22 protein-coding genes are annotated in these 20845 nt (G+C 49.1%); 10 read left to right on the forward strand and 12 right to left on the reverse strand.

The genetic code is table 11. The annotated features are described in order from the left end of the window. Positions 1-71: 71 nt before the first annotated feature. The 3 genes from BZG81_RS09185 to dinB all read left to right on the forward strand — a co-directional run bounded on the left by BZG81_RS09185 (position 72) and on the right by dinB (position 2556). Positions 72-1088 (forward strand): FAD:protein FMN transferase, encoded by a 1017-nt coding sequence (locus BZG81_RS09185; RefSeq protein WP_077669010.1) that lies wholly within the window; start codon positions 72-74, stop codon positions 1086-1088. Positions 1089-1209: 121 nt separating this feature from the next. After that, positions 1210-1431, forward strand: coding sequence for a (Na+)-NQR maturation NqrM (gene nqrM / locus BZG81_RS09190; protein WP_077661497.1), 222 nt, complete (start codon positions 1210-1212; stop codon positions 1429-1431). A 72-nt stretch (positions 1432-1503) separates the two neighbouring features. After that, positions 1504-2556 carry a DNA polymerase IV gene (dinB, locus tag BZG81_RS09195; RefSeq protein WP_021024133.1) on the forward strand — a complete coding sequence of 351 codons (1053 nt, stop codon included), beginning with the start codon at positions 1504-1506 and terminating at the stop codon, positions 2554-2556. Here dinB and BZG81_RS09200 read toward each other — a convergent pair. Continuing rightward, entirely contained in the window at positions 2553-4016 is a 1464-nt protein-coding gene (locus BZG81_RS09200) for an aminoacyl-histidine dipeptidase (RefSeq protein WP_101494536.1), read from the reverse strand. The genes dinB and BZG81_RS09200 overlap by 4 nt on opposite strands. 303 nt (positions 4017-4319) lie before the next feature. On the opposite strand from BZG81_RS09200, the gene BZG81_RS15855 reads away from it, so the two are divergent. The 7 genes from BZG81_RS15855 (at position 4320) to BZG81_RS09230 (ending at position 11030) form a co-directional block, all read left to right on the forward strand. Further along, positions 4320-4448, forward strand: coding sequence for a hypothetical protein (locus BZG81_RS15855; RefSeq protein ID WP_269087431.1), 129 nt, complete (start codon positions 4320-4322; stop codon positions 4446-4448). A gap of 303 nt (positions 4449-4751) precedes the next feature. Next, positions 4752-6044: an NCS2 family permease gene (locus BZG81_RS09205; RefSeq protein ID WP_021024131.1), complete on the forward strand. Its 1293-nt coding sequence runs from the start codon at positions 4752-4754 to the stop codon at positions 6042-6044. A gap of 57 nt (positions 6045-6101) precedes the next feature. After that, positions 6102-6557 carry a xanthine phosphoribosyltransferase gene (gene gpt / locus BZG81_RS09210; RefSeq protein ID WP_025744451.1) on the forward strand — a complete coding sequence of 152 codons (456 nt, stop codon included), beginning with the start codon at positions 6102-6104 and terminating at the stop codon, positions 6555-6557. A gap of 155 nt (positions 6558-6712) precedes the next feature. After that, the gene (gene frsA / locus BZG81_RS09215; RefSeq protein ID WP_077461624.1) at positions 6713-7966 is read left to right on the forward strand and encodes an esterase FrsA; all 1254 of its coding nucleotides are present in this window, start codon (positions 6713-6715) and stop codon (positions 7964-7966) included. A gap of 132 nt (positions 7967-8098) precedes the next feature. Further along, a complete protein-coding gene (gene crl, locus BZG81_RS09220) occupies positions 8099-8500 on the forward strand; it encodes a sigma factor-binding protein Crl (RefSeq protein WP_077461623.1) in 402 nt (133 codons plus the stop codon). A gap of 84 nt (positions 8501-8584) precedes the next feature. Beyond that, a complete protein-coding gene (gene proB, locus BZG81_RS09225) occupies positions 8585-9739 on the forward strand; it encodes a glutamate 5-kinase (protein ID WP_077461622.1) in 1155 nt (384 codons plus the stop codon). 37 nt (positions 9740-9776) lie between these two features. Continuing rightward, positions 9777-11030, forward strand: a complete 1254-nt coding sequence (locus tag BZG81_RS09230; RefSeq protein ID WP_077669012.1) for a glutamate-5-semialdehyde dehydrogenase — start codon at positions 9777-9779, stop codon at positions 11028-11030. Positions 11031-11145: 115 nt separating this feature from the next. Here BZG81_RS09230 and lipA read toward each other — a convergent pair whose 3' ends face one another. From lipA to BZG81_RS09285, 11 genes are all read right to left on the reverse strand, one after another. Continuing rightward, the gene (lipA, locus tag BZG81_RS09235; RefSeq protein ID WP_077575954.1) at positions 11146-12111 is read right to left on the reverse strand and encodes a lipoyl synthase; all 966 of its coding nucleotides are present in this window, start codon (positions 12109-12111) and stop codon (positions 11146-11148) included. Beyond that, positions 12108-12764, reverse strand: a complete 657-nt coding sequence (lipB, locus tag BZG81_RS09240) for a lipoyl(octanoyl) transferase LipB (protein WP_037367580.1) — start codon at positions 12762-12764, stop codon at positions 12108-12110. Before lipB ends, lipA begins: the two co-directional genes overlap by 4 nt. A gap of 78 nt (positions 12765-12842) precedes the next feature. Next, on the reverse strand, positions 12843-13112 hold the full coding sequence (gene ybeD, locus BZG81_RS09245; protein ID WP_025744456.1) for a DUF493 family protein YbeD: 270 nt from the start codon (positions 13110-13112) through the stop codon (positions 12843-12845). 130 nt (positions 13113-13242) lie between these two features. After that, a complete protein-coding gene (locus tag BZG81_RS09250; RefSeq protein WP_077660772.1) occupies positions 13243-14415 on the reverse strand; it encodes a serine hydrolase in 1173 nt (390 codons plus the stop codon). A gap of 92 nt (positions 14416-14507) precedes the next feature. Next, positions 14508-15329 (reverse strand): septal ring lytic transglycosylase RlpA family protein, encoded by an 822-nt coding sequence (locus BZG81_RS09255; protein WP_077677221.1) that lies wholly within the window; start codon positions 15327-15329, stop codon positions 14508-14510. 2 nt (positions 15330-15331) lie between these two features. Further along, entirely contained in the window at positions 15332-16450 is a 1119-nt protein-coding gene (gene rodA, locus BZG81_RS09260; protein WP_077461618.1) for a rod shape-determining protein RodA, read from the reverse strand. Continuing rightward, positions 16450-18327, reverse strand: coding sequence for a penicillin-binding protein 2 (gene mrdA / locus BZG81_RS09265; RefSeq protein WP_077677222.1), 1878 nt, complete (start codon positions 18325-18327; stop codon positions 16450-16452). The genes rodA and mrdA overlap by 1 nt, the downstream gene beginning before the upstream one ends. Positions 18328-18333: 6 nt before the next feature. After that, positions 18334-18804, reverse strand: a complete 471-nt coding sequence (rlmH, locus tag BZG81_RS09270; RefSeq protein WP_025744459.1) for a 23S rRNA (pseudouridine(1915)-N(3))-methyltransferase RlmH — start codon at positions 18802-18804, stop codon at positions 18334-18336. Between the two features lie 3 nt (positions 18805-18807). Further along, positions 18808-19125, reverse strand: a complete 318-nt coding sequence (rsfS, locus tag BZG81_RS09275) for a ribosome silencing factor (protein WP_077660741.1) — start codon at positions 19123-19125, stop codon at positions 18808-18810. 68 nt (positions 19126-19193) lie between these two features. Beyond that, on the reverse strand, positions 19194-20216 hold the full coding sequence (holA, locus tag BZG81_RS09280) for a DNA polymerase III subunit delta (RefSeq protein WP_077677228.1): 1023 nt from the start codon (positions 20214-20216) through the stop codon (positions 19194-19196). After that, on the reverse strand, positions 20216-20839 hold the full coding sequence (locus BZG81_RS09285) for an LPS-assembly lipoprotein LptE (protein ID WP_077575950.1): 624 nt from the start codon (positions 20837-20839) through the stop codon (positions 20216-20218). The genes holA and BZG81_RS09285 overlap by 1 nt, the downstream gene beginning before the upstream one ends. Positions 20840-20845 lie beyond the last annotated feature (6 nt).

A 20845-nucleotide genomic window follows, 5' to 3' on the forward strand; every position in this document is an offset into this window, starting at 1 on the left:
GTCTGACCTTGTAATGGCTGGCCCAAGGGCCAGCCATTTTACGTATAAACCTGATGTCGAAGGACACCACTATGAAGAAGTTTTGGTTACGCTGTGCAACAGTCGTTGCCGTGGTTGCAGGCCTTGTCGGTTGTGAGCGCGCCCCTGAGCTTGTGCATCTTACGGGCGAGACGATGGGGACCTATTATTCGATCAAATATATCGCGACGGACGCTACTCCCTCGCAGGATGTCGTTCAAGCGGCTATCGATCAGCGTTTAGAAACAGTCAACGATCAGATGTCGACTTACCGAACAGACTCCGAATTGAGTCAATTCAATCAGCACCAAGCGAACTCACCTGTTTCTGTCTCTCCAGCGACAATCACCGTGATTAACGAGGCGATTCGGCTGAATCAATTTACCCAAGGCGCGCTTGATGTCACAGTGGGGCCACTGGTTAACCTTTGGAGTTTTGGGCCAGAAAAGCGACCGGAGACTATTCCCAGTGATGAAGAGATAGCGTCACGGATGGCGATGACGGGCTTAGAACACCTTAGTGTAGACGGGCGTCGACTCATAAAAACCAACCCTGACTTGTATGTTGACTTATCAACCATTGCGAAAGGGTACGGGGTGGATGTTGTGGCGAACTACCTTGGCGATTTAGGACTCGATAACTATTTGGTTGAGATTGGTGGTGAGTTACAATTAAAAGGTATGAACCAAGATCAAGTGCCTTGGCGTATCGCGATTGAGAAACCGAGTGCGGGAGCGCAGTCAGTACAAGAGATCGTCGAGCCAGGCGATATGGCGGTTGCCACATCTGGCGACTATCGCAACTACTTTGAAAGTGATGGTATGCGTTATTCGCACATTATCGATCCTGCGACAGGACGTCCGATCAATCATCACTTGGTCTCAGTAACCGTGCTTGATCCGTCTTGTATGACGGCTGATGGCTTAGCCACGGGCTTCATGGTACTTGGGCCAGATAAAGCGATGGAATTAGCCAACAAAGCGAATATTCCTGTATTTATGGTAGTAAAAACAGACGATGGGTTTGAAGAAATCGCGTCAGAGGCGTTTAAACCTTATTTGCAGCGTTAGTGTCTTTATGTACAGCGTCAGTGCCGTTGAGGCAGTACGATGTAAAGCACGCGTAATGCGTGTTACTCGCTCAGCGCATCTCAGGGCGCTGAGCATCACGACCAATAATAGGTGAGCAATTATGTCAGTCTTTCTTATCACCTTCGCAATCTTTCTCCTTGTCATTGCGGGTATGGCGATCGGCTATATCGTTCAGCAAAAAACCATCAGCGGCAGCTGTGGTGGCTTGGGGGCGATCGGTATTGAAAAAGAGTGTGACTGCCCAGAGCCGTGCGATGCACGAAAAAAACGCGAAGCACGGGCGGAGAAAACGCGTGAGTGGAAAAAAAATCAAATCATCTAACGTGTTTTGCCAACGCGTCATTTTATAAAGCGCGTGGCTAACCCGTCTGAACTCTGATGAAAAGGCCGGAGCATGAGCAGAAAAATCATTCATATTGATATGGATTGTTTTTATGCCGCAGTAGAAATGCGCGATAATCCGGCTTTACAGTCTATTCCTTTAGCCATTGGTGGCTCTGCCGATGGACGCGGTGTCATTGCTACCTGTAATTATCCCGCGCGGCGGTTTGGCATACGTTCTGCGATGGCCACCGCTCAAGCATTAAAGCTGTGTCCCGGCTTGACAGTGATGCGTGGCGACATGGCGAAATATCGTCGCATCTCTCAACAGTTGCATGCTATTTTTCATCGCTATACCGATACCATAGAACCGCTTTCCCTTGATGAAGCCTACCTCGATGTCTCTGAGACTCAATGTTATCAAAATTCTGCAACCTTAATAGCCGAAGCAATTCGGCGAGACATTCGTCATGAGTTAGGATTAACGGCCTCAGCGGGCGTGGCGCCGATTAAATTTATCGCCAAAGTAGCGTCGGATAAAAACAAACCCGATGGTATTTGCGTGGTGTCACCCGACCAAGTTGAACACTTTGTTCGCGATCTCCCTTTACAGTCTATTCCTGGTGTGGGACGGGTCACCTTGACCAAGTTGCATGAATGGAATCTGTTTACCTGCCATGATATTCAAACCGCGGATCCATCAATGCTTGTCCAGCGCTTTGGTAAATTTGGTTCCGTGCTTTGGCAGCGTGCTCATGGCATTGACCGACGTGAGGTGCAAGTTGAGCGTATACGGAAATCCGTCGGAGTCGAAAAAACCTTGTCTGAGGATCTAAACTTGCTTGATGCCTGTTTGCCGTGGATTGATCGTTTATACGATGAATTGCTGACGCGATTAGAAAAAGCTGATGCAGGGGGACGAATTTGCCGGCAAGGGATCAAAATGAAGTTTAATGACTTTCAAACCACCACGGTCGCACACCGATGTGAGTCCTTGGACCGCGCCTTGTTTGATACCTTGTTACACGAAGCCTTTTATCGAGGGGAAGGGCGAGGTATTCGCCTGATTGGTTTGTCGGTTGGGTTGGGAGACGATACCGCCCCCCAACTGAGTCTACTCGGCTAGGCCGTTTTAACTGGAATCGCTTTTAAAATCGCCTGCATTTGTTGCCAATAGTGCCCAACACTATCGATATTTACTTTCTCATCGGGAGAGTGCGGAAACTTGATAGTCGGACCAAATGAAATCATATCCATGTTGGGATAGGGCTGTTTAAATAGGCCACACTCTAGCCCCGCATGAATGACCATGATGTCAGGTTTACGCTGATAGATTCCTTCATAGGTATCGCGGAAAATATGCATAATCTCTGAATCGGGATCCGGTTTCCAACCTGGGTAGGCGCCTGAAAACTCGACATTAACATTCGCTAAGCTTGCCAGTGATTGCAGCATGCTTTGCACGTTTTCACGGCCTGAGTCGATCAATGAACGGATCAGAAATAAGGCGGTAATTTTATCTTCCTCAGTATTAATCACGCCGAGGTTAAGTGATGTTTCGACCACGCCAGGGACATCATCACTCATTCTCACTACCCCGTTAGGCGCAGCATTTAAGGCCGCTAATAAACGTGATTGGACGGCGCGTGTGAGAGGATTAGTTGCATTGTCAGTGGATTCCATTACCAAGGTCACTTGCTCTTCCAAGCGGCCTAACTCGTCTTGTAGCAGCGTCGCGAACCGGTCAACAGCGCCAGCCAGTGCGTCTTTTTGCGATGCAGGCACGGCAATATCGGCAAACGCTTCACGAGGAATGGCATTGCGTAATGTACCACCACGTATCGCGAGTAGGCTCATGTCGACATCATCAAGATGATGGCTCAGAAAACGGGCTAATAATTTATTGGCATTCGCTCGGCCCGTGTGAATATCCACGCCCGAGTGGCCCCCTTTTAATCCTTTAATGCCAATCGTAAAGCGTGCCAGATCTTCCTCTATCGCTTGTCGCTCGAGTGGAAAATGCATACTGGCATCCACGCCACCCGCGCAGCCCATGTACACTTCCCCTTCTTGCTCTGAGTCGGTATTGAGCAGTATGTCACCTGTTAGCCAGCCTGCTTCAAGCCCAAACGCGCCATCCATACCTGCTTCTTCGTTGGTGGTGAGCAATACTTCAAGTGGACCGTGCTCGATATCATCGGCATCGAGAACAGCAAGGCAGGATGCCATCCCCATACCGTTATCCGCACCTAACGTGGTGCCATCGGCAGTGACCCACTCCCCATCCACATAGGGACGAATAGGATCGCGGGTAAAATCGTGATCGGTATTTTCATTCTTCTGAGGCACCATATCGAGGTGGGCTTGTAAGACTACGCCCTTGCGGTTCTCCATGCCGGGAGTGGCTGGTTTACGAATGAATAGGTTACCGGCGTTATCCTGACGAACCGCTAAACCACGTCCCTTTGCCCAATCGATAATAAACTGGGCTAACTGTGACTCATGATAAGAAGGATGAGGGATAGCACAGATTTGGTCGAAAAACGCCCAAACAGGGCGCGGTGATAATTGGCTAATGTCAGACACGATAAACTCCATTATATTTTATGGTTGACCTTTTATGCAGCAGGTCTCACTGAAATGGAAAAACAAACCCAAGCATATCACTGTCGCTATCACGGCAACAGACATGGATAAAAACCCGCTATGCCAATCAAACTAGGCGTTATTATTGTAATTAAATTACATATATGAACTTTTTGTGACTCCCATCACCTTAAAGCTTGTAAATAAATTACCTTTGGTATATTATCTAGACATTGGCAACATCGCTTGCCAGTTGTTCATGGAGTGAACCCGAGCATTCGCCTCCAAGGAACCGAGATAAATGTGAACAACATTGGTTTAAACTTGAGAGAGGTAAAAATGGAAGGCATGGTATCGAGCTACTACTGGAATCAGCAGTCAGTCTACACCAAAGGTTTTACGTATCCGGCTTCGTTCGGCTACCGCAAGTAAGTTTTATGATTCCCCCGCTCTTACAGAGAAATTTCTGATCCAGAAAGCAAAAGCTTTTATTCTGGCGCCACACAATGTGTGGCGTTTTTTTTATAAGTTTTTTGTCTATAAATCGTACTTGTCTAGTTATATCGACGCGCTGCCACAGAATGTTCTCTTCCTCTACCTCCTCGTCACTACTAAATGATTTTAGCGCTGGAAATTTTAGCGATCGATCGGTAAGATTTGCGCCAATTTTAAATACGCAAACGTTTTCCTTTTGGTATCTAGCGATACATCACTTTTTAGTTTGGGACAAAACCGATGTTAGAGCGTTTATTTCAACTTAAAGCCCACGGCACCGATCTTCGTACTGAAGTCATCGCCGGGTTCACCACTTTTTTAACCATGGCGTATATCATTTTCGTCAATCCCTCTATTTTGGCTGAGGCAGGCATGGATAAAGGCGCTGTCTTTGTCGCGACCTGTCTAGCGGCAGCGGTTGGCTGTCTAGTGATGGGGATTGTGGCAAACTATCCAGTCGCACAGGCGCCGGGGATGGGACTGAATGCCTTTTTTACCTACACCGTGGTTTTACAAATGGGACACTCTTGGCAGGTTGCGTTAGCCGCCGTATTTATCTCCGGGTTATGTTTCATTTTGTTGAGTGTCTTGCGCGTGCGTGAATGGATCATTAATTCGATTCCAATGGCACTACGAACCGGTATATCAGCCGGTATCGGACTTTTTTTGGCGCTCATTGCGTTGCAAAACGCCGGGATTGTCGTTGACCACCCAGCAACATTGGTTGCGCTCGGTGATGTGACAGCCTTTGCTCCCGCCATGGCGGCACTTGGTTTCTTTCTGACCATCGGTTTGGTGCACCGAGGAATGAAAGGGGCGGTAATGATTGCCATTTTGGCGGTCACGATCATCGGTGTCATCGCCGGTGATGTGGCATACGGTGGTGTGATGTCCGCGCCGCCGAGTTTAGCGCCGACCTTTATGCAACTCGATTTTTCTGGCGCGTTTGAAGTGGGATTAGTGTCGATTGTGTTCGCATTTTTATTTGTCGATCTTTTTGATACTGCAGGAACCTTAGTGGGTGTGGCACAGCGCGCGGAACTTTTGGATAAAGATGGTAAACTACCGCGCTTAAATCGTGCATTACTGGCAGATAGTACCGCGACATCAGTCGGGGCGCTTTTAGGCACGTCAAACACAACGTCTTACATTGAGAGCGTATCAGGGGTTGCCGCTGGCGGTCGCACGGGATTGACCGCTGTGGTTGTTGGTATTCTGTTTTTACTGGCGCTCTTTTTTGCACCGTTAGCAGGTATGGTGCCTGCCTATGCGACTGCTGGCGCCTTATTTTATGTGGCCATCTTGATGATGTCAGGTTTGGTGAGCATTAATTGGCGTGATCTGACTGAGGCTGCGCCTGTTGTGGTGGTGTGTTTGCTGATGCCGCTGACTTATTCAATAGCAAGCGGTATTGGGCTTGGCTTTATTGCGTTTTGTGCCGTAAAAACCTTTGCGGGCAAAGGGCGAGAAGTTCCTGTCAGTATCTGGATTTTGGCGGGGTTGTTCTTACTCAAGTTTGTCTTCTTAGTGTAAAGCAACTTGCCCACATTGACATTAAAATAAGGCGAGAGACGCCACGAGGTTTTCACCATGAGCACTAAGTTTATTATTACCTGGGACAATATGCAGATGTACACCCGGCAATTGGCAGAAAAGTTGCTTCCCGCAGAGCAATGGCAAGGTATTATCGCCGTTACCCGCGGTGGTTTGGTCCCTGCTGCCATTCTTGCCCGTGAGCTGGGTATTCGCCATGTCGACACAGTCTGTATTTCCAGTTATGACCACGACCATCAACGCGATATGCGTGTCGTCAAGCAAGCGCCCGGTGATGGTGACGGTTTTATTGTGGTTGACGATCTCGTGGATACGGGCGGGACGGCTGAAATGGTGCGTCAACTCTACCCCAAAGCACGTTTTGTGACCGTGAGTGCGAAGCCAGCGGGCAAGTCTCTTGTTGATGACTACGTCGTTGATATTCCGCAAGATACTTGGATTGAGCAGCCTTGGGATATGGCGGTCAGCTATGTTGATCCGATTGCAAAATAAATGCCGTTGGCAACGTAAATAGCGTACCGGATTGAGCCAAAACGCCGCGTTTTCACGCGGCGTTTTTATTCCTGTGATTAAGTGCGGAAAATCATGGTCTTGCTATGTGTATGGTTTAAACTAACATCACGTTACAAAAAAGCCTAGGAGTGGGTGTGTCCAAGAAAGAATCACAAAACCTATCGGTGACGCTTTTTGCTAAACACAAACATGCTACTGAAACATCAACACTATTTGGTGCAGTTCAACAAAGCCAGCAAGCCAATTACTCGGCATTTGATGGTGACAGCGAATCGAGTTGGTACCGTATGCGTCGTCGTGGTCAGTGGACTTGGCAAGGGGTCGACCCGGTCGAAATGGAAGCGATCTTTTCTCGTATTGCCTCTTCTGACAATACCCGTTCTGTTGATGCGTTATTGGATACGGTTGAAGGTTACCGAGCGGGTAATTGGAACTATGAGTGGACCGCGGTAGGGATGCAACACCAAAAAAAAGCCAAAGTGTTGGCGGATGAAGGAAAGGCTGAGCAGGCGAGTGAACAGTGGCTTCAGGCGTGTACTTACTTTGGTATCGCGGCTTACCCTCATCTTAAAGGGGACAACCTTGCCTTACAGGCCGAAACCTTGGCATTTAAAGCGTTTGAAAAAGCAATGTCACAACTGCCGTTTACGGTGAAGACTGTCGAAACGCAATTAGACGGTAAGACGTTAAAAGGGTATCTCTATTTACCACGTACAGACGCCACCTTGCCGGTTGTGATCTTGAGTGGCAGCCTTGATAGTTTACAAACCGATCTCTGGCGCTTATTTGTCGATTACTTTGCTCCTGCCGATATCGCGGTACTGACGCTTGATATGCCATCGGTGGGCCACAGCAGCCACTGGCATTTAAACGAAGACACCAGCCGCTTGCATGCGGCGATGCTTGATAAGCTCGCTGATGTGCCATGGGCGGATCACCATCGCGTCGGCACCATGGGTATCCGTTTTGGGGCTAACCCAGCAGTACGGATGGCATTTTTAGAACCACATCGTATCAAGGCCAGTGCGTCACTGGGGGGGATTGTGCATGCATTACTCACCGATGCGACAAGAATGAAGAAAATGCCACCCATGTACCTAGATACCTTAGGCTCTCGCATAGGACGCCGGCTGCCTATCGATACCTTGAAAACGCGCTTACAAGCGTGGTCATTAAAAAATCAAGGTCTGCTCACTGGCCGCCGCACAGACGTACCGATTCTCGCGCTAAGCTTAAAAGATGATCCTGTGTGTCCGGAGTCAGATAACCAGTTGATCGCGCGATACAGTCGCGGAGGGAAAGCCGTTACCCTCCCAAACACGCCATTACACGATGGCTATCATCGTGCACTCACAGAAACCGTCAAATGGTTTACAGACATGCTTTAAACCTATCATAAGAGGCGGTGGCCCGCATCGAAGGTGTGATCTACCGCCGAAAGCGAAGGATTGACATTCACCTGAACGTTAACCGCATGATATACCATGTACAAGGACGTTAAAGTGCCACTGGAGGACACGATGAGCGATAAAACGACGCTTTCACATGGACGATTAAAAACGCGATTTACGGCTTTGGGCCCCTATTTTCGAGAGGGGATATCGGCACCAGAACGTTACTTTTTTGATAGCCTGTCCGTATGTGTGGATGCGGAAAAAGATCCTGATGCGCGAGAATTCTGGGGATGGTGGTTTGAGTTAGCCCCCACCGAAGACGGGTTCAATTATCGCTATGGGTTTGGTCTTTATGACCACAAAGGGGATTGGGTGAATGAGTCAATTCCTCAAGAGGCGAGGGAAGCGGTAGACAAAACGCTAACTAACTTTTATACCAAGCTGTATACCTTGCTAGACCAAGAGCTCGATCTATCCTTGTCACCCAGCGCCGCGCTCACCGAGCCTAAACTGACGGGCGCCAAGTAACCGTGAATTGCCTGATCCCAGCTCTTGTTAAATGAGCAAGGGATTGATAAAAGAGACACCTAAGCTTTTGTGGATCAGGCAAGCATGACTATTCAAGACGCATTTCAAGATGGTGGCCTAGCAGCCAACATTCCCTCGCAAACTCTCGTGGTTAAATTGGGCACCAGTGTGCTTACGGGCGGCTCGACGCGCCTGGATCAAGCACATATGGTTGAGTTAGTCCGCCAATGTGCAAGGTTAAGACAACAAGGCCATCAGGTCATTATCGTCTCATCTGCAGCCATTGCAGCAGGGCGAGAGCATCTTGGTTATCCGGTATTAGCCGATACGGTTGCAAATAAGCAAATGCTTGCCGCCGTTGGCCAGTGTCGTTTGATTCAAACGTGGGAACACCTGTTTAGTTTATACGGCTTTCAGGTTGGGCAAATGTTATTAACTCGCGCCGATTTAGAACACCGAGAACGTTTTCTCAATGCCCGTGACATGCTTCATGCGTTGCTAGATAACGGTATCATCCCGATTGTGAACGAAAACGATGCGGTGGCCACCGCTGAAATAAAAGTTGGAGACAATGATAACTTGTCGGCACTGGTCGCGATTTTAGCGGATGCTGACAAGCTTTTGCTCTTAACGGATCAGCCTGGCCTATTTACCGCCGATCCTCGCGCGAATCCTGACGCTGAATTAATTCGTGAAGTGCACACGATTGATGAAACCTTACGCAAATTAGCCGGAGGCAGTGTCGGTGGCTTGGGCACCGGAGGTATGGCGACCAAACTGCAAGCGGCGGATATTGGTCGTCGAGCCGGTGTCGAAGTCACCATTGCAGCAGGCAGTAAGCCGGAGGTGATCCAAAAAGCTGCCGCCGGTGATAATGCGGGGACACGCTTTTTACCCTTAGACAGTCCGTTAGAAAGCCGCAAGCGTTGGATTTTGGCGGGTCCTCCTCCAGCAGGCGAGATCGTGGTAGATGCCGGTGCCGCCACAGCAGTGACGCAAAACGGAAGCAGTTTGTTGAGCAAAGGGATTGTCGCTGTGAAAGGCGAGTTTGTCCGTGGCGAAGTGGCACGTATTGAATCGGTTGATGGTAAGTGTCTGGCCCGGGGGATCTGTCGTTATGCCGCACGTGATTTGCGCCGTATTGCCGGCGCACATAGCCAACAGATTGCAGATATTTTAGGCTATGAGTATGGACCGGTTGCGATGCATCGCGACGATCTTGTGGTCATCGACGAATAACATCCAAGCAGAGAAGAATAGAAGAGACGAATAACAGATGAGCTTACAAACGATGGGTAAGTCGGCAAAAGATGCCGCTTACCAACTGGCAATCACATCGACCGCGACGAAAAACCAGGCGTTAGCGATCATTGCCGATGAACTTGATGCACAGCAGGCGGCCATTTTAGCCGCAAACCAAATCGATCTTGCCGCCGCTCGCGAGGCACAGATGGATGCCGCGATGTTGGATAGACTCACACTGACCCCAGAACGTCTCACCAATATGGCAAAAGACGTTAGGCAAGTCATCGCATTAGCCGATCCTGTCGGTCAACAGTTCGATCATAAACTGCTCGAAAATGGCCTGTCATTATCCAAGCGACGTGAGCCTCTGGGCGTGATTGGTGTGATTTATGAAGCGCGTCCAAATGTCACCATCGATATTGCCGCATTATGTTTGAAAACCGGCAACGCCAGCATTTTACGCGGCGGCAAAGAAACGTTCGCAACCAACCAGGTGCTGGTGAATGTGATCCAAACTGGGTTAGAAAAAGCGGGCCTTCCGCTCGCGTCCGTTCAGTATATTGATAAGCCTGATCGCGCCCTCGTCTCTGAACTGCTGACCCTTGATGATTACGTCGATATGATTATTCCCCGTGGTGGGGCAGGGCTGCATAAAATGTGCAAGCAAAACAGTACCATTCCTGTCATTATCGGTGGTTTTGGTATTAGTCATCTGTATGTTGATCACAGTGCTGATCTTGATAGAGCGCCAGAGGTGATCCTCAATGCAAAAGCAGATCGCCCATCAGCGTGCAATGCATTAGACACCTTGTTAGTGCATAAGGACGTAGCTGCGCAGTTGTTCTCGCGTTTAGTCACGCTGTTTAATCAACATAAGCTGAATGTTGTTGCCGCATCAAGTGCATTACCCTATCTGGATGGTGTTGAGCAGTTACGTGAAGCACAAACGGGTGACTTTGATACTGAGTGGCTAGGGCCGACACTGGGTGTGGCTGTTGTTGATGACGTGGATCAGGCGCTTGCGCACATGAGGACCCATAACGCGAGTCACTCCGATGCCATACTGACTAATGATTTACAATCGGCTGAAGCCTTTATCAACGGTGCCGGATCGGCGGCTGTGTATGTCAATGCATCAACGCGTTTTACCGATGGTGCGCAGTTTGGTCTTGGCGCTGAAGTGGCGGTATCCACTCAAAAGCTCCATGCCCGCGGTCCGATGGGACTCGAAGAGCTAACGACCTATAAATGGGTTGGTAAGGCTGATTACTTATCGCGCGTATAATGGCGAAAGTTAGTCAGTCATAACCGACTAGAAAAGCCGCAAGTGCATTCAGCACTTGCGGCTTTTTCTTATTTATCCGTGTACCCACTATTTACCATGTACCCACGCGATAAGACTATTTCACTTCAACGCCTTTTGCTTGTAAGTCTGCATGATAAGAGGAGCGAACAAACGGGCCACAAGCTGCATGTGTAAAGCCAAGATCTAACGCGATTTCTTTTAGTTCATCGAATTCTTCTGGTGGCACATAGCGCTCAACCGGCAAGTGGTGACGGCTTGGGGCGAGGTACTGTCCTAGCGTTAGCATTGTGACACCATGCGCACGTAAGTCTTTGAGCACCTCAACAATTTCTTCTTTGGTCTCACCGAGACCCATCATCAAGCCTGACTTGGTTGGTACGTCTGGATGCATTTCGCCAAACTTTTGCAACAGATCCAGTGACCACTGATAATTAGCACCGGGGCGCGCTTTTCGGTACAAACGCGGTGCCGTTTCAAGGTTGTGGTTGAACACATCGGGTGGATTGTCACGCAAAATATCGAGGGCTTTATCCATACGACCACGGAAGTCAGGGACCAGTGTCTCTATTTGAATATCAGGGTTAAGCGCACGGATCTCTCGGGTGCAATCGACAAAATGCTGAGCGCCGCCGTCGCGGAGATCGTCACGATCCACCGAGGTGATCACTACATAACGTAGCTTCATGTCCTTGATAGTTTGTGCCAAATGCTTTGGCTCTTCACTGTCAGGAGCCACAGGGCGGCCATGGGCCACATCACAGAAAGGGCAACGACGTGTACAGATGGCACCTAGAATCATAAAGGTTGCCGTACCGTGGCTAAAGCACTCAGCCAAGTTAGGACACGACGCTTCCTCACACACCGAGTGGAGGTTATTTTTACGCATCGCGTCTTTAATTTCTTTTATACGCGCAGTTTCAGCCGGGAGCTTGATTTTCATCCAATCAGGCTTGCGCAGCACTTCTTTTTGCTCGGTCTGCATATTTTTGACCGGGATAAGCGCCATTTTATCGGCGTCGCGGTATTTAACGCCGCGTTCCATCTGAATCGGTTTGCTCATAAATCGCTGCTTTCCGTTGTAAACTCAACCTGAGAGTAACCTAACTGTTGAGTTAAAGTGTCTACCAGCACAGGTTGGACGTCAGCGAGTGTGACGTGATCAACCTGATCGCTCAGTTGCGTCATGGCCATACCGGCATACCCACATGGGTTGATGCGCTGGAATGGTGATAAATCCATATTGATGTTTAGTGCCAATCCGTGGAATGAGCATCCGCGACGGATGCGGAGCCCAAGAGAACATATTTTTGCATCGTTAACGTAAACGCCAGGTGCATCGGGTCGCGCGTAAGCGTCGACGTGGAAGTGTGCCAGCGTGTCAACGACTAGATTTTCAATATGACTAACCAGTGCCCGCACACCGACTTTTTTTCTTTTAAGATTAATCAGGAAATAGGCAATCAGCTGACCGGGACCATGATAGGTAACTTGCCCCCCACGGTCTGATTGTACGACTGGAATGTCTCCCGGGACCAAAATATGTTCCGTTTTTCCCGCTTGCCCTTGGGTAAAAACGGGGTCATGTTCAACCAACCAGACCTCATCTTGGGTCTGTTCATCACGTGTGTCGGTGAAGTCACGCATCTGTTCCCAAACACGTGAATACGGTTGACGGCCGAGGTGTCTCACAACGAGTTGGTGCTGCAAACCCATTTCCCATATTGTTGTCAGTGGCGATATTATAGAGCCTGGCGGCGTGATTAAAAGCCGCCAGTCGTGTGGGTATTTGAATTAAAGAACCATACGGACGATATCAATATCGCTGAGTTCTTTATAAAGCGTCTCAACTTGCTCAATGGAGGTCGCTTTAATGGTAATAGACACCGAGTGATAGTTGCCTTTTGCACTCGGTTTGACGGCGGGGCTATAGTCTCCCGGCGCATGGCGTTGAATAACGCTTAACACTTGATCCGGTAGCTCAGGTTTCGCTTGGCCCACGACCTTGTAGGTAAATTGGCAAGGAAACTCCAGCAGGTCTTTTAATTTTGGTTGCTCTTGCATGTAAACTCCTAACAGTATGTCTGTTAAGACACACGTTTGTGCGATTGATCACGATTAACGCGAAATACTAATCGGCTAAGAGTCAGAAAACAAGCCGCCCACGAGGTTGGAGGGCGGCGTAAAGTAGAGGTTATCCAAGTAAGTTTTTGAACATCATCACGATGTAGTCAATGAAACGGCTAAAGATACCGCCTTTTTCGACATCGTTGAGGGCAACCAGTGGATATTCAGCGATGTCTTCATCATCAACTTGATAGAACAACTTACCGACCACGTCGCCCTGACTGATAGGCGCTTCGAGGGTTTGTTCTAAAACAAAGCTCGCTTTCAAATCGCGTGCTTTACCGCGAGGAAGAGTGACAAAGGTATCTTCGGTGACGCCCAGCGCGACTTCGTCTGTATCACCCATCCATACTTTCTCAGTGACAAAGGTTTCATTAGCCTTATGCGGTGCAACTGTTTCAAAGAAACGGAAACCATAGTTCAGCAGCTTTTTACTCTCAGCCTTACGGGCATTTGCACTCTTCGTCCCCATGACAACTGATATAAGGCGCATGTCGCCCTCAGTCGCTGACGTGACGAGGTTGTAACCGGCCCCATCAGTGTGGCCCGTTTTAATGCCATCGACATTCAGGCTTTTATCCCAGAGCAAGCCATTACGGTTGTATTGAGTAATGCCGTTGTAGGTAAAGGCTTTTTCTTTATATATCCGATACTCTTCTGGCACATCACGAATCAGCGCTTGGCCGAGTAACGCCATATCATAGGGGGTGGTATACAAATTTTGAGAGTCTAAACCATGCACATTAGAAAAATGCGAGCTGTTCATGCCCAAGCTTTCGCCCCAGCGGTTCATCAAATCGACAAAGGCGTCTTCAGAGCCCGCAACATGTTCTGCCATCGCCACACAGGCATCATTACCGGATTGGATGATGATACCGCGGTTTAGATCGGCCGCTTTGACCGTGGTGCCGACCTCGATAAACATTTTTGACGATTCAGGGTAATTTTTTGCCCAGGCGTTTTCGCTAATGACAACATCATCATCCATTGAAATGTTACCACGCTCGACTTCTTGGCCGATGACGTAGCTGGTCATCATTTTGGTTAAGCTGGCTGGATTGAGGCGCTCATGAGCATTATATTCTGCCAATACTTTGCCAGAATGGTAATCCATGAGCACATATCCTTTCGCCGCAATTTGCGGTGCATCAGGGATGACAGCGGGCGCGGCTTGGACAGTCGCTGTGGTAAGCACAGCCGCGGAAAGCAGCGCGCGTATGCGAAAAACGGTTTTATTCATCATTGTTAGTACTTTTGTCGGTTATCGATGTCGATACTGTATTTGTCACTATACCAAATTGCGTAGAGAGCGACAGGCTCGATTTCTTTAACTTATTGATTATCTGTTTTGGCACTTGTTACCGATGAGTCAGTACTCACAAGTGCCTCGGTGACGATAAAGGCGCCCGGCAATTGGTGCTGTTTTGCTGTGCGCATCGCTTGTTGTGCTTGGCCACGGTCGTAAAACGGACCAAAACGTACGCGATAAACTTGGTCACGGCGCGCGATATGAGTAGGTAGACCATGGTTTTTTGCTAATTGTTCCGCGGTTTGATTGGCTTTTAAACCATCTGAAAGCGCCGCCAGTTGAACATAATAGGCATGATGCCGGGCGGAGTGCCATTCATCTGCCTTGGGTTTTTCAGGGGAGATAAGCCGCAGTGAGACAGGCGCAGTGCCGGTTTTTAACACGTCCAACTTTTTCGCTGCAGCATAGCTAAGATCAATCACGCGTTGGTTGTGAAAAGGACCGCGGTCATTGACACGCACAACTGCTTTTTTGCCATTGTTTTGGTTAGTGACTTCGACATAGCTCGGCAAGGGCAAGGTTTTGTGCGCCGCAGACATGGAGTACATATCGTAGACCTCACCATTGGAGGTGCGATGGCCGTGAAACTTCTCTCCATACCAGGAGGCAATTCCTGCTTGTTGATACCCCTTAGGCTTACGTAAAATCTTGTATGACTGCCCGTTTAACGTGTAATCCTTATTACCCGCGAGGCTGTAAGGCTCATATTTAGGGTGTGCGTCCTCAACATGAATGGTTTGTGGAACCCGCTCTGGGGCTTTGTCATTATGCATATCGTAGCGCCCTTGCTGGTTGCTACAGGCGCTGAATAAAAGGGAAGTAATAACAACAAGAATAGCTCGCATGTTTATGCCCTGGATAACATTTTACGGTGAGTATGAATGGACATGAGAATACCAAAACCCGCCATGAGCGTGACCATTGAGGTGCCACCATAGCTGATTAAAGGTAAGGGTACCCCAACCACAGGTAAAATACCGCTGACCATGCCAATGTTGACAAAAACATAAACAAAAAAGCTCAACACAATACTGCCCGCCATCATACGGCCAAAGGCGGTTTGTGCTCGGCTTGCCAACATTAACCCTCGCCCAATCAAAAACACATATAAAGCCAGTAGCACGCAAACACCCACTAACCCCCATTCTTCGGCGATGACGGCAAAAATAAAATCAGTATGGCGTTCAGGGAGAAACTCGAGCTGCGACTGTGTTCCATGGAGCCAGCCTTTACCGGTTAAACCGCCCGAGCCTATCGCGATCTTAGATTGGATAATGTGATAGCCGGCACCGAGCGGATCCGATTCAGGATTAAACAAGGTAAGCACCCGTGTTCGTTGGTAATCGTGCATCAGGAAAAACCAAAGTACTGGTATAAAGCTGGCAAGCGCGACGACAGCAGCGGTGATGATTTTCCAACTGATACCGGCTAGGAACAACACGAATATGCCGGATGCGGCGATCAATATAGAGGTCCCTAAATCGGGTTGTTTGGCAATCATGAGTGTAGGGACCAACAACAAGAATAGCGCGATCAGCAAAGTAGATATTTTCGGGGGGAGGGGGTCTTTACCAATAAAGCGAGCCAGCATTAAAGGCACCGCCAATTTAATGATTTCTGAAGGCTGAAAGGTAACAAAACCCAGATCAAGCCAGCGTTGTGCCCCTTTGGCGGTTTCTCCGACGAATAATACCGCCGCTAATAACACCACGCCTACGGCGTATAAATAGGGTGACCAAAACTCATAGTGGCGAGGAGGAACTTGGGCGAGTGCAAACATGACGGCAAGTGCCAGCGTCATGCGAATGGCTTGGCGTTCCATCATCGCCAGGCTTTGCCCGCTTGCGCTATACATGACCACCAGCCCGAAGCCCATTAGTAACAAAACACCAATCAGCATGGGCAAATCGAGATGTAAGCGGTCAAACAAAGAGCGTTTGGTGCTGGCTTGAGCTAACGAACTCATTATTTTTCCTCCTCCGTCTCTTTGTCTTCCACTAGAATATGATCGAAGATACGGCGCGCGATCGGCGCACCATTGCTTGACCCGCCACCGGCATTTTCTAACACCATAGATACCGCGACTTCGGGATTTTCAAAAGGCGCGAACCCCATAAATAGCGCATGATCGCGCAGATGTTCGGCGATTTCATCGGCGTTATACTCTTCGTTTTCGCCTAGGCCAAAGACCTGAGCGGTGCCCGATTTTCCTCCCGATAGATACTCAGCGGAGCGGAAAGCACGACGCGCTGTCCCTTTACGCCCATGATTAACTAATTGCATGCCTTTTAGTCCCACATCCCAATACTTGTCCTCTACCCCTTTTATCGGTGGAAATGGCTCAGCCTTCGGTTTGTGTTCACCCGTTTCATCGCGGGTTTTCATTAATAGTTTTGGGGCTTTCACTTCGCCACGGTTAAGCAACACCGTAAGTGCTTTAACAATCTGCATGGGTGTCGCCGTCCAGTAGCCTTGTCCAATACCAACCGGAATGGTGTCACCCTTGTACCAAGGTTGCCGATATCGGCTTCTTTTCCATTCTCGGTTAGGCATATTGGCACTGCTCTCTTCTTGAATATCAATGCCTGTGTATTGGCCAAACCCGAATCGACCCATCCATGATGATAATTTATCAATCCCCATGTCGTAGGCGATTTGATAGAAAAACGTATCAACCGATTCTTCAATCGATTGAACAATATTAACGCGGCCATGGCCCCAGGTACGCCAGTCACGGAATGGACGGGTGTCTGAATTAGGGATGCGCCAATAACCAGGGTCATTGCGGGTGGTCTGGGTCGTGATCACGCCTTCTTCCAACGCAGAGACAGCGATAAAAGGCTTCACCGTTGAGGCGGGGGGATAAATGCCTAGGGTCGCCCGATTCACCAGTGGACGATCTTTATTATTGAGTAATTGCTGATACTGTTTACTCGAAATGCCGTGGACGAATAAGTTCGGATCATAGCTTGGGGTCGATACCATGGCCAATATCCCGGAGGTGTTAGGATCAACCACCACCACTGCACCACGGCGATCGCCAAGAATACCGCGCACGTACAGCTGCAAATCAATATCGAGGTTGAGGATTAAGTCTTTACCGGGCTCAGGGGGAACGTACTTAAGTGTCCGGATCACACGACCTCGGCTATTCACTTCGACTTCCTGATAGCCGGCTTTTCCGTGTAACTCGGACTCGTAATATTTTTCTATCCCGATTTTGCCAATGTCACGCGTCGCTCGGTAGTTATTGAGCACGTCTTTTTGTCGCAACTTGGCAATATCGCGATCATTAATTCTTGCGACATAACCCAGCACGTGCGTCAACGCATCGCCATATGGGTAATGACGTTTTAGATAGGCTTTGATTTCAACCCCGGTAAATTGATGCTGGTGGGCGGAAAAAATCGCGACCTCTTTGTCAGTCAGTTGTGTTTTGAGTGCCACGGCATTAAAACGGCGAGAGCGGCGACGTTCTTGTTGAAAACGTGCAATATCTTTGTCATCCAGCGACAACAAGCGCTTAAGCTTGGCCAAGGTTGCCGACATATCATCGACTTGCTCGGGGGTCACTTCTAAATGATAAACCGGGCGGTTTTCAGCCAGCAGTTTTCCATGGCGGTCATAAATGAGGCCACGGTTAGGCGCGACAGGGACCACTTTAATACGATTATCATTCGAGCGAGTTTGGTAGTCTTGATGCTCGGTTACTTGAATATGATAAAGGTTGGTGAGCAACGCTCCAACAAGCGCCATAATGCCGACAAAAGAGACAATAGCGCGGCGCACAAATAACGCAGCCTCGGTACTGTGGTCTCGGATTTCAACTCGTTGGCGCTTCATCTGTCGTTATTCTCGATGATAAGGATGGTTGGTGGTGAGACTCCAAGCGCGATACAGGCTCTCCGCCATGATGACGCGAACCAGTGGGTGTGGCAGGGTCAGAGGCGAAAGTGACCAGCTTTGCTCAGCGGCTGCTTTACAGTCGGGGGCCAACCCTTCTGGGCCACCAATTAAAATGGCGACATCGCGCCCGTCCAGTTTCCACTTTTCGAGTTGACTGGCTAATTGCGGCGTATTCCAAGGCTTGCCGGGAATATCTAAGGTAACGATACGACTACCTCGATTCACCGCAGCGAGCATGGCTTCGCCTTCTTTTTGTAAAATGCGGGCAATGTCTGCATTTTTACCGCGTTTACCGGCAGGCACTTCAACCAGCTCAAGTGGCATGTCTTTTGGAAAGCGGCGCTGATACTCATCAAAGCCTTGTTGTACCCACTTGGGCATTTTATTGCCGACTGCAATCAACTGGATTTTCATGGATTAATTCCAGAGTTTTTCCAGTTGATAAAGTTGGCGTTGTTCTTCTTGCATGACGTGAACCATGACGTCGCCTAAATCGACAACGACCCACTCACTGTCATCTTTGCCTTCTGTTCCCATGGCGCCAATATCAGCCGCTTGGGCTTGCTCACAAACGTGATCGGCAATTGAAGCCACATGGCGACGTGAATTGCCTGTACAAAGCACTAAAAAGTCAGTAATGCAGGATTTATCTCGTACGTCTAGCGTCACGATATCGCTGGCTTTTAACTCATCGACTTTGTCGGCGACAAACTGTTTTAATTCGGTAGCTTGCAAAGAGAACCTCGATGTATGTGCTGATTGTATTCAGTGGCAGTATATCACTTGGCAGCCCTTTGGACACGCTAGGGCGCCAGAGGTTCGGCGGGTTGGCACATAAGTGCACAAAAATAGTGCAGATTAGGCCAAGGGTCACTGCCAAAATCGGTTTTTAACTGTATCTCTAACTCAGCGAGCTGGTGCAGTAATGAGGCGAGACGCACTTTGTTTAGCCGATTGAGTGCTGCGGTGATCATGGGTCTACGCGCTTGCCAAACACGCAACTGATCGAATAGCACGTTGAGTGGTCGCCCTTGTTGCCCTTGCTCTTGGATTGTATAGAGTTGTTTGAGTTCTTTTTGGATCAAACGCAGTAACAAGGTGGGCTCTTCGCCTTCGGCATGCAGTTGTTCGATAATACGCTGCGCGCGATTGGCCTTACCGGCAAGTAGCGCATCGGTCAGTTGGAAAGGGGTGAAGTGATGATGCCGCGACAACGCACTCTCAATCCGAGGTAAGGTAAGGGCACCATCGGGATAAAGTAAGTGGAGGATTTGTAAACTTTGCACCAGCGCGAGTAAGTTGCCTTCATGCCATTGGGCAAGCAACTGCAGCGCGGGTTGATCGGGTTGTAGCCCGAGATGGCGGCAGCGCTGTTCAATAAAACGGGGCAAGTGACGTGCATCTGGGGTTTGGCAAACCACATACAAGGCTTGCTTTGCCAACGTGGTAAACCACTTGGCACTTTCTTGCTTTTTATTGAGCCGCTCGCCTTGAACGAGCAAGAGAATATCAGGATGGAGATAGCTGGCAAGCTCGGTCAGTTGCTTGGCTTGGGCGCTGCTCAGGCCATTTTCAGGACAGGTCAATTCAATAATCTGCCGAGAGGAAAACAAACTGAGGGCTTGGCAGCAGTCAAACACTTCTTGCCAATCTAATTGCCCATCAATCATAAACTTATGATGCTCTTCAAAGCCTTGTGAGCGTGCCGCGTGGCAAATGGCATCACGAGACTCGAGCTTTAACAAAGGATCGGTGCCAAAGACTAAGTAAGTTTGACGCAGTGGCTGATTAAGCTGCTGCGCCAATTGTTCTGGATAGGCTCTCATCATTGCGCGGGCTGTGTTTCAGTTTGACGCGTTTCGATGATCACATTGGGCTCAGTGGGCGCCTCTCCCTGTTCGAGTTGCTCTAATGCCGCTTGTTCCGCTTGCTGACGCTCAAATGCGGCGATATCCCCTTTCAGTTGAGACAGTTGACGCATTATTTGACGGGTCGCCTCGGTACGCATTTCTGCGACTAACTTATTTTGCTCGACTGACTTGGCCAACGCGGTCAGTGGGTTATCGAGAAAGTTACGGCTCAAGGTCGTATTGTAGGTGTAACTACCTTTCCCCGGCACAGTGACACGATAACGTGCAACATAGCGAAACTCTTTCTCTGCTACTCGGCTGTTTTGATAGAGCGACAAAGTTTGTGCACTATCACTTTCGCTAAGCAACTCGATATTCGCCACGTCGTCAGAGGGTGACACCATCTGAACGTTATGTTGACGCAAAGCGTTGCGCATTTGGCGAGTCAGCTCCCCATAGGGGTCAAAACTCGTCAATGACACTTTGTCTACCTCATCGGGCAAATTATAGCTGCCACGCAAGGCAAACCCGCAAGACGCGATGGTCAGTGAGACCATCGCGACGAGCAGGGAGCGAAGCACAGTGTTAAACAGATCCACTCCATC

It is taken from the genome of Salinivibrio sp. MA607, assembly GCF_001996245.1.
In the GTDB taxonomy this organism is placed as follows: Bacteria; Pseudomonadota; Gammaproteobacteria; order Enterobacterales; family Vibrionaceae; genus Salinivibrio; species Salinivibrio costicola.

What these genes read in the sequence shown, in the direction of transcription:
- BZG81_RS09185 (WP_077669010.1), top strand. Translation starts at nt 72, where the DNA reads ATGAAGAAGTTTTGGTTACGCTGTGCAACAGTCGTTGCCGTGGTTGCA.
- nqrM (WP_077661497.1), top strand. Translation starts at nt 1,210, where the DNA reads ATGTCAGTCTTTCTTATCACCTTCGCAATCTTTCTCCTTGTCATTGCG.
- dinB (WP_021024133.1), top strand. Translation starts at nt 1,504, where the DNA reads ATGAGCAGAAAAATCATTCATATTGATATGGATTGTTTTTATGCCGCA.
- BZG81_RS09205 (WP_021024131.1), top strand. Translation starts at nt 4,752, where the DNA reads ATGTTAGAGCGTTTATTTCAACTTAAAGCCCACGGCACCGATCTTCGT.
- gpt (WP_025744451.1), top strand. Translation starts at nt 6,102, where the DNA reads ATGAGCACTAAGTTTATTATTACCTGGGACAATATGCAGATGTACACC.
- crl (WP_077461623.1), top strand. Translation starts at nt 8,099, where the DNA reads ATGAGCGATAAAACGACGCTTTCACATGGACGATTAAAAACGCGATTT.
- proB (WP_077461622.1), top strand. Translation starts at nt 8,585, where the DNA reads ATGACTATTCAAGACGCATTTCAAGATGGTGGCCTAGCAGCCAACATT.
- BZG81_RS09230 (WP_077669012.1), top strand. Translation starts at nt 9,777, where the DNA reads ATGAGCTTACAAACGATGGGTAAGTCGGCAAAAGATGCCGCTTACCAA.
- lipA (WP_077575954.1), bottom strand. Translation starts at nt 12,111, where the DNA reads ATGAGCAAACCGATTCAGATGGAACGCGGCGTTAAATACCGCGACGCC.
- lipB (WP_037367580.1), bottom strand. Translation starts at nt 12,764, where the DNA reads ATGGGTTTGCAGCACCAACTCGTTGTGAGACACCTCGGCCGTCAACCG.
- ybeD (WP_025744456.1), bottom strand. Translation starts at nt 13,112, where the DNA reads ATGCAAGAGCAACCAAAATTAAAAGACCTGCTGGAGTTTCCTTGCCAA.
- BZG81_RS09250 (WP_077660772.1), bottom strand. Translation starts at nt 14,415, where the DNA reads ATGAATAAAACCGTTTTTCGCATACGCGCGCTGCTTTCCGCGGCTGTG.
- BZG81_RS09255 (WP_077677221.1), bottom strand. Translation starts at nt 15,329, where the DNA reads ATGCGAGCTATTCTTGTTGTTATTACTTCCCTTTTATTCAGCGCCTGT.
- rodA (WP_077461618.1), bottom strand. Translation starts at nt 16,450, where the DNA reads ATGAGTTCGTTAGCTCAAGCCAGCACCAAACGCTCTTTGTTTGACCGC.
- mrdA (WP_077677222.1), bottom strand. Translation starts at nt 18,327, where the DNA reads ATGAAGCGCCAACGAGTTGAAATCCGAGACCACAGTACCGAGGCTGCG.
- rlmH (WP_025744459.1), bottom strand. Translation starts at nt 18,804, where the DNA reads ATGAAAATCCAGTTGATTGCAGTCGGCAATAAAATGCCCAAGTGGGTA.
- holA (WP_077677228.1), bottom strand. Translation starts at nt 20,216, where the DNA reads ATGAGAGCCTATCCAGAACAATTGGCGCAGCAGCTTAATCAGCCACTG.